Source organism: Paenibacillus sp. FSL L8-0663, from assembly GCF_038008125.1.
Classification (GTDB): Bacteria; Bacillota; Bacilli; order Paenibacillales; family Paenibacillaceae; genus Paenibacillus; species Paenibacillus polymyxa_D.
Map to the genome: position 1 here is coordinate 3,942,020 of NZ_JBBOYM010000001.1, position 14,217 is coordinate 3,956,236.

The following is a 14,217-nucleotide window of genomic DNA, read 5'->3' on the forward strand; positions in this document are numbered from 1 at the left end:
GACGTATCTGCGTTACATTAGATGATCACCAAAGAGGGGCAAGGAAGTATGAGCAACTCTACTGTCTCAACGTACAAACACCCCACCACTCCTATGGAGCTATGGGGCACAATTCTTTTTAACGATCCCGGTTCACAATATAATTCATTAAGTGCTTCAGAAAAGCGATATTGCGGGGTACCTCTTTTAATGCTTCCATGGCAAGGCAGTAGTGCTCCCACATTTCTTTACTGGCACCTTCGTAACCAAGGATGGACACGAAATTCGAGTTATTGTTATCTGAATCCTGACCCACAGGTTTTCCAAGTAACAGCGTATCTCCTTCCACATCAAGCAAATCATCTTTAATCTGAAAAGCAATTCCCATATGATAGGCAAATTTCTGCAAAGCAGCAATCTCCAGCTCCTCGGCCTGTGCGAGCATGGCTGGCATAACGAGACAAGCCTCGAACGCCACTCCTGTTTTGTAAAAGCACATCATATTCAGCTGTTCCAATGTCAAAGCCTTTCCTTTGGAATCCAGATCCATCGCCTGCCCCATACACATATCCTCTGCCTTACGAGCCGAATATTGTATCAAGGCAAGTACAGTCTCAGCATTGAATTGGTTCAGTGACGATTGTTCCCCGATAGCCTTCTGGATCAGATATAGTCCGGTTAATTCCGCAGTAGCGCTATTGTGCACCTGATGTAATGTCTGACGCCCTCTACGGGTAGACGCGTTATCCTGGGAAGGCAAATCATCAAAAATCAGGGAGGCTGTATGCATATATTCCAATGATCTCAGAAGGGGCACGATTGCCGATGCGTCTAAGCCACATTCGTTCACACCCATGACCCAGGTCAATATAGGGCGTATCCTTTTCCCATCCCCCTCAAGACTATAATTGGCAGCATCAATAAGCTGTTCTTTCATGGCCTCAATCCCAGAAGGCTTGGTAATTTTCAATTGGTTGTTAATCTGATCACGGACGGTTTTGATCGTATTCATAAAGTCTTCTTTTTCCTTCGAATCATTTTTCAGTTGAGTAATCATCTGATCCCGAAGCAGCTTATCGAAGAAATCTACATCCTCCGCTTTACCCACCATCTTCTGGATGAGACGATTAAATTCCGGATTTCCGGATGCAAAAATCTCCATTATTTCATTGTACTTTTCTGCACCTACCCGTTCTTTACAACGTTTGAGTCCATTTATTGCACGGTCCAGTATCACTTCACGAGCCATAGCATCCGAGTCATACACGTTATGAATCAAGTGAGAAATGACCGCCCAGTATAGTTCGAAGGGATTGATCAAATCCGATCTTTGATGATGATATTTTAAATAATAGGTATAGGGTGTTACCGCACCGTCCCTCATATCGTCGGCCATATCTGCAAAATCATCAGCAAGCTGGTTATAGATACCATAAAAGAATGTTCGTTGCTCAAACCCTTCATCCTCAGGAGTGCTAATCACGGAACGGACAATCAGGCGGGAAGAAGCAGATTTTAAAATAACGGGTATATAAAGCTCTTCATTGGTGTAATTAGCTTGTTTTATATCCTTATCCCGGTCGATATCTTGAGAATGAAAGAAAACATAGGACTGCTCGAAAAAGGTTTGCTGTGTGTCTGGCCGCTGATGTGCCTTAATATACTCATAAGCATCCGAGAGCTCCGAATGGATATAGCGAATGAACTTCATATGATCGCCGGACCAGTCGCCCAGTTCTGGCACAGATCCGGTAAGAAGCGCGGTACGTATCATATGGGAATATTGTTCTTTCTCTTGAACGGTCAACAGCTGAGAATCGAGCAGATCATCAATAAAAGGATAAGTCAACCCATAGGAATACCCAAGCCTGATGGCTTTATCCAGTCTGCGCGAACGTTCAACAGGTGACACGGCTTCGTCCATTTCTTCCATCACATGCAGAATAACCCCAATGATGATTTTAATCAGTTTGCGCTGGGCATGCTCTGCATCCATTTCCTCAGGAATATGAGAAGCTACAGAGTTAAGCTTGTTGATTAGCCAGATTACAGTGGTTTCGATCCCTTCCTTTTGAGACCACCGATACACCCCGGCTAAATTCATAAACTCCGCTTGATCTCTCCTGTTAGCATGGGTGGGTTGAAGCAAATATCTTTTTACGTCAGCAATGACGCGCTGAATCCGGGTCTGTGTGTCGACAGAATCTAGAGCCTTGCCTAGATCCCTCATGTAAATATAAGAGACACTCCGCTTCAGATAATCATCCAGTTTCCCTGTGTAACTCAGCCATTGAATATATCTGTAGTAATCCCGGGTATCCGGCTTTCTCTTATTCCGCGAAAAGAAGGATAACCATGAAGAAGAATGGATATGATTCCTTTTCCATATATGGATATCTTCTGTAAGAGAGGTCACATAAGTTTTATTCTTGACCTGATTATAGAGTGATGCAAAATACTGAAGCGCCTTCTGTTCAGCCAGCTGATATCCTGTATCGACTTGAAATTTTTCATTCATATGATGCATTACCTCAACTTCTCATTTTGTTAAACATGGTTGCATTTCTCCCTGAGGGAACGAATTTGGATCATGTTTTTATCTTTATACGGAATAAAGTCTGTGAAGTTACGAATAGATTATATCCTTCTATATATATGCTACAATTTCAGAGTAGAACGAAAATAATGATAGGGAGGCATAACGTTGAGTATTAGTCTAGTTAAAGGACAGAAGGTAGACCTAACCAAAAATAATCCATACTTATCCGTGCTAAAAGTAGGCCTTGGATGGGACCCTATGAAGGGTAGAAGCATGGATATTGATGCGTCAGCGCTGCTTCTTAATGAGAACGGCAAGCTGACCCAGACGAAAAATCTAGTATATTTCGGAAACAAAAATAGCCCTTGTGGGGCCGTCGTACATAGTGGTGACAACTTGACAGGACATGGCGACGGTGATGATGAAGTCATTACCGTCTCCCTCCAGCAACTACCACCGGAAGTGCATAGAGTCGTATTTATTGTGAATATATTCCGTTTTTTCAGCTTTGGTAGACGTAAAGATTTCAGTATGGTGAACAATGCTTATATTCGAGTATTGGATGCGTCCCAAGATGAAGAGATTCTCCGATACAACTTGACAGAGGACTATAAAGGGATGTGTAGTATCCGTGTAGGTGAAGTATACCGCTATGGAGGGGAGTGGAAATTCGGTGCTATTGGAGAAGGAAGCACCATTACCTCCCTGAATGAGCTTGTAAAAACGTATGAATAAGCATTTTTGGTGTTAAGGAAAAACCCACGTCTGACGTGGGTTTTTACGCTAACTCTCCTATAGTCACCTGATACAGCAGAGAACCTTCACGGAGCAGCAGGCGGTCTTTTCTGAAATCCTGTTCGTGCGGCTGAAGGAACTCTTGATCGTCATTTAAAAATCGAATGTGTTGTCCTTTGCTTAAGTTGCCTGGCTTCACATTCTTTTTCAAGACATATTGTCCGTTCTTTCCATACCCGCCATCGAACAAAAAGTGATACCCATCTGTAGCCACCCCGGAGCAGCCGGAAATCCTCGGATTCATAAACGTAATATTCGTACGGTCGCTACCGGAAATACGCCCTAACGAAAAGTCTGAATAGTAATAAAACCAGATTTCCTGTTCGCTGACCACGTTCAAAGCATAGCAATCATGAATGTCTGCCGCTTGGTTTTCATATATTTTGTGTCCTTCTTTATTCCAGGCGACAAGGCCGGAGGATCCCACAGGCTCATTCCAACCATAATTCCCAAATATACCTTCATCAAAATAACTGGTCCAGATCGTACCTTCCCCTGTAACCTGAACACTCTGGATACCGTCTCCAAGCAGCAGTTCATTCACAGTACGACCTTCATAATCAATAATTTTACCATTTAAATCATATTGGCCCGATTCATAATAATGACATCGCGCTCCGACGAGCAGTAGATGATGATGTAGAGGCTGTACATAATGATAGTTAAACTGCTGTCCCTCCACATACACTTCTTCAATATGATCGTCTAGAATGAGTATCTTGTAAGTACGTCTCTCTTTAAGAGAGGCAGGCGGGAACATCCCCCGCACTCGTTCTGGGACTTTATCAATTAGCAAAATATACACGCGCCCATCAGGGCCAAATTGGGTCGAAACGATCTCAAACCCTTTAGTATAGTTGGAAATATCGACAAATGAATGAAGCTGTTTATTTAGATGCGACAATGTAGTTCCTCCTCTGAAAGATCAGTAAAGTGAAGTATGATTTGTACTGGACTTCATTTTGTCATAACAACATGCTACTGAGGAGGGCGGAAGTATGGCGATATGGATAGTGATCCCAAGAGATGAGGCATCGGCAAAAATATTGGGAACAAAAAAAGCCGGGTTCTGCTCATAATAAAAGCAACCCAGCTTGATCTTTATAGATGTCCCTCTTAAAGTGTCTGGCCCTTGTCGGCCTTCTGCCATAAAGCCTCAGTCAGCTCATCGATCATCTCCTTCATCGCCAGCTTCTCACGCCAGTGATTCGGGATACCGCTTAGCCCGTAATAAGCTCCTGCAATTTGCCCATACACCGCCCCGGTCGTATCGGCGTCATCCCCCAGATTTACGGCCAGCAGTGCCCCCTCTTCAAACGAAGTCGAATGGTGAAATGCCCACAGCGCAGCCTCAAGGGAACGAATGACATAGCCGGTTCCCTGTATTTCGGGCGGCTTCTTATCCTTGTAAGATCCCTGAATGATTTCTTCAATGGCTGCCGAATAAGCTGGCTGTTCCTGCCGCCGCCACTTATAGCAGATGTCGGCTGATAACATGGATTCTTTGTCCGCTCCACGCAGACCTGCCACAAGGATTGAAGCAAGCACAGCACAGGCCTCCACACTTTCGACTGCTCCATGGGTGGTTCGCGAGCTCAGCTCGGCGTACATCACGGCCTCTTCCGGACGGTTCGCATAGGCCATGGCAACAGGTGCAAGCCTCATGATCGAGCCATTACCAGCAGTCATGGGGTCAACGGACCCACTGTACGGCTCTCCAGTGGCCTCGAAGCGATGCAATGCTGCTCTCGTCGCACCGCCGATATCAAAGCACGTTCCCGTGCTGCTCATATATCCCAGGTGATACCAATTGGTGTAGCGACGCATTTGGTCCGCTGGATCAAAGCTATCTTTTTGCACCATACTCTCGGCTAAACAAAGTGCCATAGACGTATCGTCGGTCCACTGCCCCGGCTTTAACCCAAAGACACCGCCGCCCACGATATCCGTTACAGGTTCAAATGTACCTGGACTGCTGAATTCCACAGTGGTTCCCAAAGCATCACCCACGGCCAGTCCAGCGAGACTTCCATAAAAACGATCCTTGATCAGTGCCATTTTGATGTACACTCCTTTAATAATTGTTATAGCTAATGCATATATTTCCATATCACTGGAAGGAAGAAAATCCGGTAACGCCATTTATTCGTAGCTTAAGGCTGTACAACCGCTATCCGGTTTTAATTCAATGAAAACTCCTGCCTCTTGATGGTAAATGAGTGGAAATCGCTCCGTATCTACATCTTCACGCACACCTCTTGAAAGCCGCCATACCTGAAGCGGGACTCCTTTCCCCCATAAGAACAATCGGTCGCCAGAAACGACCATATCCGCTTGGGGATATGGATAAATCCCGTCTTCTTCAGGCTTACAATTTAGTGGCGGGATCGCAGCAAGCACTCGTCGATACCCAGGCTGAGCCATGTCGAATAGGACAACCGCCGGTTCCACTCCTTCCTCTCCCCAATCTTCCTCCTCCAGTAAATCGGCATCCATCTGTCCCCAAACCGCCAATGTATCAGGTCCTGTCCAGCACACTGGCCCATCCCAATCTATGGTTTGCCAAAGATGGCGAACTGACGGACCATTCTCCGATTCCCATGAGTTCAGCAGCCAATTAGATAAGGACCAAGTTCGGACTACTCCTAATGGAGCCCATACCCATCCCGTATCCGCAATCCACTTTCCCTCTGGAGAAGTCAGGAGCCTCCCATGAAAATAATCTAGATAATGCTCATCTTTGTTTTCGCTGTTATAAACTGGGGTAGGTCTTGCTGTCAAAAGCCTCCCTGTTTCTACATCCGTCAGATCCAGCCGATTCCATTCCGTACCATGAACAAGGATACATGCACCGTCTTGATGTACAAATGCCAGGGGGAACATACTTTTATCGTAGTGGTATTCGTCCCGTGATAATTGCATTTTTTCTTGAGCATGGACTAAATCATACACTGCCGCATGTCGGCCAAATCGATTGGAGATCGCCACGTACTTGCCGTCAGGACTGGTCACCATTTGGACAGGTTGCAGGGGATTAAAATCAGGAATACAAATATGTGTGCATAATTCTGCGCTGCCAGAGCGAAGTTCTAGTCTCCACAGTTCTGCCTGTGTGTTTAGTGCTAGCAGGGTTATGCTTCCCTGAGAGCCACCCTTTAGTGGATGAATGGCCGTAAGACGTCCGATAGTCTGTGGTAAATCGGGTAAAGAAACGTGATGAAATGGCATCATTTAACCCCTTTTAATCTGGATAAATAATAATTTATACCCGTATTTGTGAAGCTGGATTTATCGACAAAAAATCTGAGTTCAAGCAATGCAGTCAATACTTTCATAAAAACTCCCGGTTTTTTCTTACATAATAGTTTAAGATATGTAATTTCGCTAGGATTACTTTTGAGAACAAAATAGGAGTAATTCATCAAAATCATATTGGAGATGAACTGCTCTGTTGGAGATTGATGCTCATTAATAGAGTCGATCAGCACCTCTAATACCCTATTTTTATTAGAGTTATAGGCTTGTATAAACATCGTTGCTTCTGCAAACGACTTGTTGAAATCATCATACGGAAAATCATATACATCATGACTGCCCAAGATGAAGTTGACCAACTGTCCTTGCAAAATTTTTATTTTCCCCAGCGCTGCTCGGGTATCCATATCCATCTTATTTTTGTTAATATGCTCATGCAACATGTCAATTAGAATGTGCAAATCATACTGCTGTCCGTCTTCCATGCTGTACAGTATCTTATTATTTTCAATCGTTAGACGATCATAAATGTCATCCCCTAAACCCAGTTCAAATAAGAGATGGTGAAGAAAAAATAGCCTGTCCTGAGTAAGCGAGAATTCATTCCCTCTCTCTGCTAGATGTGAAACTTGATATTGATAATAAAAACAACATAAGTTTTTTCGGCTATAAACAGCATCTTTATGTATATCAAAAACGTTAAAAATGAGCGAAAGCAATCGAATCAGACGTTCAGCATCTGCTACGCTTAGAATGGGATGATTCATTTTTGTAAATAGCGACCTGTCAAATAAATCATGCCATCGCACTAGAGAAACATAATTCTGCTCGTTTATATTCAGGGTTAGTATTCTTAGATTTTGCTCTTGATCAGGATAAGAATAAAATAGATATTCATGACTTAATTCAGAAATACGCTCATTAAAATAGGCCCTTAATTTGTAATCGTATATTTTAGAAAATGACATTTCTCTCCTCCTTGCAACATTATTTTCGAACTCCTATATTGTAAAATTAATCTGGATCGACTGGCAAGGCGGTATAAATACAGAAACATATGTTCTTCATTTCTATATTATGATATCTTTATGCTAGGAATGAAACGTTATGACGAAGGTCATAGCCTACGATTAGAAAGGAATGAACACCTATGAAACAGCTAAGCGAAGCTCTAACCCGGTTTGTACACCAGCAAAACTTATATAATGCAGCCTACGGGCTGTTCCAAGACCACTATATCCAGCCCCGTTCAGAGAGTATAACAGATTGCTGGGACAAGCGGATTCCTCTATCCCCTGAGCTGGAGTACCTATATAGCCATTATGAAATGATCGATGCTAAGGCAGCGGGAACACACAAATTAAAAAATGCAGCCGTTGAAATCGGGGATGCTGCTGTTCTCTTTTTTGTCGCACCAGAACATTTATATCGCCAACAGCTGGGCTATCGCTTCATTACATCTGGAGAGCTTGTTCATGAGTCATCTTCGTGGCCCTCCCACCATGTTGTAATTGCCACGTTTAATGATGATCCAGTCATTGTCGATACTAGCGCACCTGCTTCCCCTGTATATGCTGCAATTGAAGGTGGCGCAGCGCAGCAAGTTGCTGACTCTTTAGCTAACTTCTTTACGGCTCTTTCCATCCTGATTGAAGGTGCCTGTACCTTTAAGGGAGAATTGATAGATGAAGATACATACGAAACCAAAGCAGAATATATCGAGCACGTAAAACCATTGCTACATCATTTGTTGGGCGAAAACCAAACCACGTATTTGCTGAATTACCTATCCTTTTGTTAGAAATCCTATTTGTTAAAGAGAGGTGGGGCTTTTTATGATCTATATCGCATTACTGCGGGGCATCAATGTGGGCGGCAATAACAAAATCGAGATGAAGAAGCTCAAGCAAACGTTTGAACATGCAGGTATGGGGCATGTGACGACTTACATTAATTCTGGAAACATTATTTTTTCCAGTCAGGAGCGGCCCAACCAGGAGCTATCGCTTATACTGGAACAGGCGATTCTGGAGGATTTTAGCTTACCCATCCGCGTCATCGTCCGTAATATGAAGGAGATTCAGAGCATTATGGAGGCACTGCCGAATGAATGGGCTAATGATACACAGATGAAAAGTGATGTAATGTTTCTGTGGGATGAAATTAACGATATTTCCGTTCTGGACAACCTTCCTTTAAAACCGGGAATTGGACATGTCATCTATACGACCGGGGCCGTTCTGTTTTCTGTCAGCAAAGAACAAGTCACAAAAAGCGGGTTAACGAAATTAGTCGGCACCAAGCTGTATCAGCAAATGACGGTGCGGAATGTGAACACAACCCGTCAGATTTATAAGCTGATGCATGAACTAAACACTGAATAATGGGAGAAAAAGCACTGTGACAAACCTACAAAATCAAAAACAAGTATATATAATCCACGGATACACAGCTTCGCCAACAGATCATTGGTTTCCTTGGTTACAAGATAAATTACAGGAAGACGGGGTTTCGGTAAATATACTAGATATGCCCAACTCGCAAGCCCCCAAACTTAATGAGTGGATTGAGCATCTATTGCAAAATATTAAAGCTTTACATAAAGACACCTATTTTATTGGTCATAGCTTGGGTTGTGTATCCATATTAAGGTACCTGCAGCAAGTCAATATCCCGGAACCACTAGGTGGTGCCGTTTTCGTTTCCGGTTTTACTGATCCATTGCCAAGCCTGCCGTCATTAGATGAATTTACAAATGACCATTTGGATCATCAGCAGATCATGGATTCGCTAAAAGCGCGTGTAGTTATAGCTTCAAAGGACGACGCGATTGTCCCCTTTGCACTTAGTAAGAAACTAGCGGAAGATATCCAGGCTGATTTTCACGAATTAGATCATGGAGGACACTTTTTACAAAGTGACGGCTTTACCACCTTACCGATCGTCTCTCAAGTTTTAATGGAAATGATAAATGAAAATAAGTAGCGTTAAAAACCCGCAAAATAGACCTGGCAAAAAGGGTCCAGCTTGCGGGTTTTACATTTTCTACTGGATGAATTAGGGGGAATAAAGCGTATGTTTAGTCAAGATATCAATACAATGCCCATTTTTCCGTACACAGCTCTATAAATGAATGGGCAACCTGTTCACATTCGTCATATCCCAAACTACCAGAATGAGCAAAAAGAATGGGATATTCATTGTTTCTTTTTTCCTCTCTCATATCAAACATATAGTGGTTACCGCATCCATCCATCGCAAACGACACGGCACCCGGCATATACTCTGGCAGCTCGTAGGCGAGGTTCATTTCTCTCAAATCTTCAGTATTGAAAAACTGGAAATAACGTTCTCCATTTTGAAACTCCCCGCCGTTAGAGTATCTCAAAAAATCCATATAGCTATCAGGAAATTGCCCTTGGGGCAAATGCCAGCTCACAGGATCTAAAGGTTTATATTGATCATGGAATGGAGACGACTTTGGAAAAGGGTTCACTTGTCTTTGCTTGATTTCGTGAATTTCCTGCTCCGATAGCTTGATGTTCCATGTGCTCAAAAAATCTGCGATTTGTTCACCAGTTGCTTCCGGACATTTTATAAATTGATGTTCAAAGTGAATACTCCACATAATAACCACCCTCCTACCTTGACGTCTCTAAAAGTTGTTGTTGCTATCTTTTTCAACCTTCTCCATCTTTTTCAACCCATTCAGCCACACTTTCATGAGGTTGAAGGTTCTCACGTTTATAGTAAAAAACGGTCTTAAGCTCGTAATCCAAGCTTTCCGCAGCAATGAAAAATCGGGTACCAAACGTTTGATCCTCCATACAAATCACAGGCCCCTCAAGAAATCCGTAAGAGACAGTTTTTAACATTTCCGATTCCTTGTCATTAGCCAGTCTAAAGCATTCAATTGAAAATACACCACCCGGACAGGAAAGAAACGAGACCTCGTAAAATGTAATCTCTATGTTGTGATAATAGCTAAAGTCAAAGCTCCCTGCTAGTACCAGCTTGGGGCGACTTGTATAATCATAAATGTAGTAATGGTCAATGTTATTTTGAGAAAGTATTTCATTAAGCTGCATCAGTTTGGATTGAATGGAATGATTCATGATCTTATGTCCCCCTCCCCACTCGCGGCTATTCCCGATCCGTCACCGCCTGCCACGCTTCTGTTAGTGCTATAGGTGATTTGTGGCTGGTCTCTCCGCCACCTTCCTGAGTCCATAGCGGCGGATAATAAGCAAATACCTCTCCTGGCTGAAGTTGCTCCATATCCGACTGCCAACCATTCCAACGGAATGTCTGGTAGAACAAGCCCAAATCCCCCTCAGCCAACCAGCTCAAGAAACCGGAATAGGCCAGCTCAGTGGATTCCCACTCCAATGCATCCGGTGCAAAATAATGGATATGGCCGCTACGTCCAAACTTCCCTGTATCCAATCCAAAGAAGCCACCTGCTGCATCATAGGCCACAATCAGCATTCCCCCAAGTGCAGCAACGCTCGCTGGCTCTTGCAGCCCGTTCCACGAAGCCAAACTGCCGTAAATTTCAGGCCCACCTGCACCCAGTAAGGTGATCCATCCGTGGTCAAATATGATCCCTCCTGTTTCATAGGCAACCGTTCCCAAGTACGATTTGGTGCTCACTTGCAAACGGTAGAGCGAATCTCCCCTAACAGATTCCGATTCTGCCGGTACAATGCGATATGGATTATTCCCTTCTTGCAGAATGTTTCTGACCTCTTCCCATGCATGGTTGTCCTGATCCATTAGCTCATCAACCGTTAACGTATGCATATCCATTCTCCTTCCTGTATTCCGTATCTATCTTTCAACCTGTGAACTGATTTTCGAAAACCTGCGTTTGCTCTAAAATCACCCACTGATTCAGCTCGTCGTAGCCTTGGACAATCGCCGTGATCTCATGCCTCGGATACATCCACTCGGATGGGGCCTTTTCCGCATATGAATGGGTGTCTGCCAATCCGACTGCATTGTGCTGGAAAATATGAATTAGTGTTCCGTGTGGAAAAAAGGCTTCAATATATCCAGTTACCTTAGTCCCAACCGGCAGTGCGGTTTTGACTTGATGCCATTCCTTGTTGGAGGTGTGAAGATTGCTGGACCAGATTTCTTCAAACTCTTTTTTTGTAATTTTCGTATAATAGGGCTCTGTATCATCAATCGCTTTCTCTGCTAACAAGAAATGATATTGCTCGTGCTTACGATTAGAAGCAATAAAAGTACCGTCATCCTGGATCACAATTTGCCGATAGGCTACGCCGTCTGAGTCTATTTCAAAATACCAGGTTCCCATGCCTGGTTCCGGACAATCTTTAAGATATTTCATTCGTACCTCCTAAAAGGATGTATAACCGTGTCATTTCATCTTTCTTTTTCCGCTATAAGTCCTTGTCAAATATGCGAGATATTCCGAACGCGTCAGTCCTCCTGTTTGGCGATTGAACTCATCGTACGAAATGTCTTCCGGGAATCCGAATTCGGCCAGTGCTTTTCGGCGCTCTTCCCGATACAACGGGTTATCCAGCGTGTGGTGCCACTCCCGCTCTTCCCAAGGACCAAAACAGTCTGCAATGACACCTGAATATACACCGTTATTTAACAATTCGCGCGAAGACTTGAACACTGTCTTTTCTTCCGGTTTGGAAATTGTGCCCGTTCCCCAGGACAGTCTATATATTCTTTCTTTACTGCTATCTATGCTACTGCCGTAACCCATCGGAAACACAATATCCTCTTCCGCCAACGCTTTATGCCCTATCCGCTCGTAGGACCCTCGCATAAAGGAATCATCCATGACAATCCAGGTTGTATCAGATAACGGGGCGGCCGTGATGGATTCCAAAGTTATTGAACGGTCACGACTTGTACACAAATACGGACGTACGAACAAAGGCATTGTCATGACACTATTCCATATGCTCTCCTTTGCAAACAACTGATCCTTTTGCATTTGGCGCAAATCTCCGACGACCAGTACATAGCCATCTGTAAAAAGGTCTATTTCCACGCGGAAGATGTCTCCCGGAATGGTTTTATAACGCAGGTTTTTCATATGCTTCAATCGTTCCACCTTACGATCATAGTCGTTAGGCACAAGCGACGGGTAACGTTGAAGCCAATCGATGATCTCTTCTTTACTATGTAAATGCTCACATCCAGTGATGGGCAATCTCACGCCAGTTTTGCTATTCACAGCAGTAACATAACTAATATTACGATCTCTTCGAATGCCTGCTGAAAAGGACACACCTTCTGCTGTGATGCTCGAAACACTTGTATAATTCAGTTTTTTCTCTTTGCCACGAGCCGTTTTAGGCAGAACAAATGCCCGATCACGAGTAAAAATCTCTACATCAGCTTCTCCATAAGCATCCTCTTTGGAAGAAATTCGCTTGCGAATAACATCTCCATCCATACAAATAAAATATCCTTCTTTAATTTCTACTACGTCCCAATGTTCTTCCAGCGTCTCCAGCCCAAAATAGGGTCGTAACGCGTTCGTTAACCAACTATTCATCTGCTCCTCCTGTTCCGAGTACAATTCAGTAGACTTCATTTCTGTTATTCCAGAAATTATAACATAACACGGCATGTAGCTCGTTTATTCATACATTATTCTAGCTTGGACTAACTCCTCCTGAATCCAGCTACTGCTAGTAGACAGTTGGAGCAAGTCGGCCGTGATCTGTTTGATCTGTTCTTGCAGCACGTGTGGCTGATCTGTTCCTTCCAGAAAGCGACTCATAAAATGAAGAAAAACGTCTACCTTCCTAAGCAGCATTAACACAGGCAAAGCGTCAACCTCGGATTGGCTTAAACGAACCTGACGGCTGAAGCCCCGGCAAAAATCACGAACAGCTGTCGTTTCCTCCGGTTGTCCCAAAAATCCTGATAAAATGACCGCCGGATCCATGACCCGAACGTCCAGCGTACAAAATTCAAAATCAAGCAGTGCAGCCACCTGACTAGGGTCAGAATCCTTTACCAACAAATTGGAAGCGTTCAAATCTCCATGTACAAGCTGATGCGGTAACTCTTCCAATGCATGAAGTGAATCTATAATCTCTTCATATACTTTTCCTATCAAACGCAGCTCCTCATGTAAATCTTTTAGAGGCTCCGGCGGGTTTAAACAAAAGCCTTGGATTACTTCCCGGTTACATAATGGATAGGATTGCTGCAAAGCATAATACGGCCGATAGACTGGAGTCATATCAAGATTGAGTGTTTCAAGTGCAGCAGATAATTCGCCAGCAGCCTCGCCAAAAGAATGGGCAAAGCTAGGATCCTGCTCCGATGGGGATGTGCCTTCTATGTATTCGAACAGACACACATATTTTCCACTATCCTTCTCAACCTGTGCAAGTGTCTCTCCCGTAATCGTTCGGATTGGCATTGGAACCCTGAATGATAGAGAATGCCTGCTCAGTTCCTGCAAAACCGCATGCTCAAATTCTATTTTGTTCCGATCCCTGTGTGTATCGTAGATGCGCAGTACCCCACTTCGCCCACCGCTCTTAACAAAATACGTCGTATTATTCCAACCTCCGGTTCGTCTCTGTAGTGTCCCGTCCCACTCCGGCCAGTGCCGTCTTAATACCGCTTCCAAAATGTATCCT

Annotated in this window: 15 protein-coding genes; 4 read left to right on the forward strand and 11 right to left on the reverse strand. The window is 43.8% G+C overall.

The features are described 5' to 3' along the window. Positions 1 to 118: 118 nt before the first annotated feature. Entirely contained in the window at positions 119 to 2,506 is a 2,388-nt protein-coding gene (locus tag MKY75_RS17290; protein ID WP_340886095.1) for a polyprenyl synthetase family protein, read from the reverse strand. A gap of 177 nt (positions 2,507 to 2,683) precedes the next feature. On the opposite strand from MKY75_RS17290, the gene MKY75_RS17295 reads away from it, so the two are divergent. After that, the gene (locus MKY75_RS17295; RefSeq protein ID WP_069010531.1) at positions 2,684 to 3,253 is read left to right on the forward strand and encodes a TerD family protein; all 570 of its coding nucleotides are present in this window, start codon (positions 2,684 to 2,686) and stop codon (positions 3,251 to 3,253) included. Between the two features lie 43 nt (positions 3,254 to 3,296). Here MKY75_RS17295 and MKY75_RS17300 read toward each other — a convergent pair whose 3' ends face one another. From MKY75_RS17300 to MKY75_RS17315, 4 genes are all read right to left on the reverse strand, one after another. Continuing rightward, positions 3,297 to 4,217, reverse strand: a complete 921-nt coding sequence (locus MKY75_RS17300; protein WP_340886097.1) for a hypothetical protein — start codon at positions 4,215 to 4,217, stop codon at positions 3,297 to 3,299. 212 nt (positions 4,218 to 4,429) lie between these two features. Continuing rightward, positions 4,430 to 5,371, reverse strand: a complete 942-nt coding sequence (locus MKY75_RS17305) for an ADP-ribosylglycohydrolase family protein (RefSeq protein ID WP_340886098.1) — start codon at positions 5,369 to 5,371, stop codon at positions 4,430 to 4,432. A gap of 84 nt (positions 5,372 to 5,455) precedes the next feature. Beyond that, the gene (locus MKY75_RS17310) at positions 5,456 to 6,541 is read right to left on the reverse strand and encodes a hypothetical protein (RefSeq protein WP_029515477.1); all 1,086 of its coding nucleotides are present in this window, start codon (positions 6,539 to 6,541) and stop codon (positions 5,456 to 5,458) included. After that, on the reverse strand, positions 6,541 to 7,536 hold the full coding sequence (locus tag MKY75_RS17315; RefSeq protein ID WP_340886099.1) for a hypothetical protein: 996 nt from the start codon (positions 7,534 to 7,536) through the stop codon (positions 6,541 to 6,543). Before MKY75_RS17315 ends, MKY75_RS17310 begins: the two co-directional genes overlap by 1 nt. A gap of 182 nt (positions 7,537 to 7,718) precedes the next feature. Between MKY75_RS17315 and MKY75_RS17320 the strand changes: the two genes are divergently transcribed. From MKY75_RS17320 to MKY75_RS17330, 3 genes are read left to right on the forward strand one after another with little or no spacing between them, the layout of a single operon-like run. Next, positions 7,719 to 8,369, forward strand: a complete 651-nt coding sequence (locus MKY75_RS17320; RefSeq protein WP_340886100.1) for a hypothetical protein — start codon at positions 7,719 to 7,721, stop codon at positions 8,367 to 8,369. 34 nt (positions 8,370 to 8,403) lie between these two features. Next, positions 8,404 to 8,952 carry a DUF1697 domain-containing protein gene (locus MKY75_RS17325; protein WP_340886101.1) on the forward strand — a complete coding sequence of 183 codons (549 nt, stop codon included), beginning with the start codon at positions 8,404 to 8,406 and terminating at the stop codon, positions 8,950 to 8,952. A gap of 16 nt (positions 8,953 to 8,968) precedes the next feature. Continuing rightward, on the forward strand, positions 8,969 to 9,553 hold the full coding sequence (locus MKY75_RS17330; RefSeq protein WP_165149781.1) for an RBBP9/YdeN family alpha/beta hydrolase: 585 nt from the start codon (positions 8,969 to 8,971) through the stop codon (positions 9,551 to 9,553). A 106-nt stretch (positions 9,554 to 9,659) separates the two neighbouring features. On the opposite strand, the gene MKY75_RS17335 is transcribed toward MKY75_RS17330, so the two are convergent. The 6 genes from MKY75_RS17335 to MKY75_RS17360 all read right to left on the reverse strand — a co-directional run bounded on the left by MKY75_RS17335 (position 9,660) and on the right by MKY75_RS17360 (position 14,207). Next, a complete protein-coding gene (locus MKY75_RS17335) occupies positions 9,660 to 10,196 on the reverse strand; it encodes an SMI1/KNR4 family protein (protein WP_340886102.1) in 537 nt (178 codons plus the stop codon). Positions 10,197 to 10,248: 52 nt separating this feature from the next. Further along, a complete protein-coding gene (locus MKY75_RS17340) occupies positions 10,249 to 10,683 on the reverse strand; it encodes a hypothetical protein (RefSeq protein ID WP_165149777.1) in 435 nt (144 codons plus the stop codon). Between the two features lie 28 nt (positions 10,684 to 10,711). Continuing rightward, a complete protein-coding gene (locus tag MKY75_RS17345; protein WP_029515483.1) occupies positions 10,712 to 11,371 on the reverse strand; it encodes a DUF2625 domain-containing protein in 660 nt (219 codons plus the stop codon). A 34-nt stretch (positions 11,372 to 11,405) separates the two neighbouring features. Next, positions 11,406 to 11,924 (reverse strand): hypothetical protein, encoded by a 519-nt coding sequence (locus tag MKY75_RS17350; RefSeq protein WP_029515484.1) that lies wholly within the window; start codon positions 11,922 to 11,924, stop codon positions 11,406 to 11,408. A gap of 30 nt (positions 11,925 to 11,954) precedes the next feature. Beyond that, complete coding sequence (locus MKY75_RS17355; protein WP_165149773.1) at positions 11,955 to 13,115, reverse strand: immunity 26/phosphotriesterase HocA family protein; 1,161 nt, start codon at positions 13,113 to 13,115, stop codon at positions 11,955 to 11,957. Positions 13,116 to 13,199: 84 nt separating this feature from the next. Beyond that, positions 13,200 to 14,207, reverse strand: coding sequence for a phosphotransferase (locus MKY75_RS17360; RefSeq protein WP_340886103.1), 1,008 nt, complete (start codon positions 14,205 to 14,207; stop codon positions 13,200 to 13,202). Positions 14,208 to 14,217 lie beyond the last annotated feature (10 nt).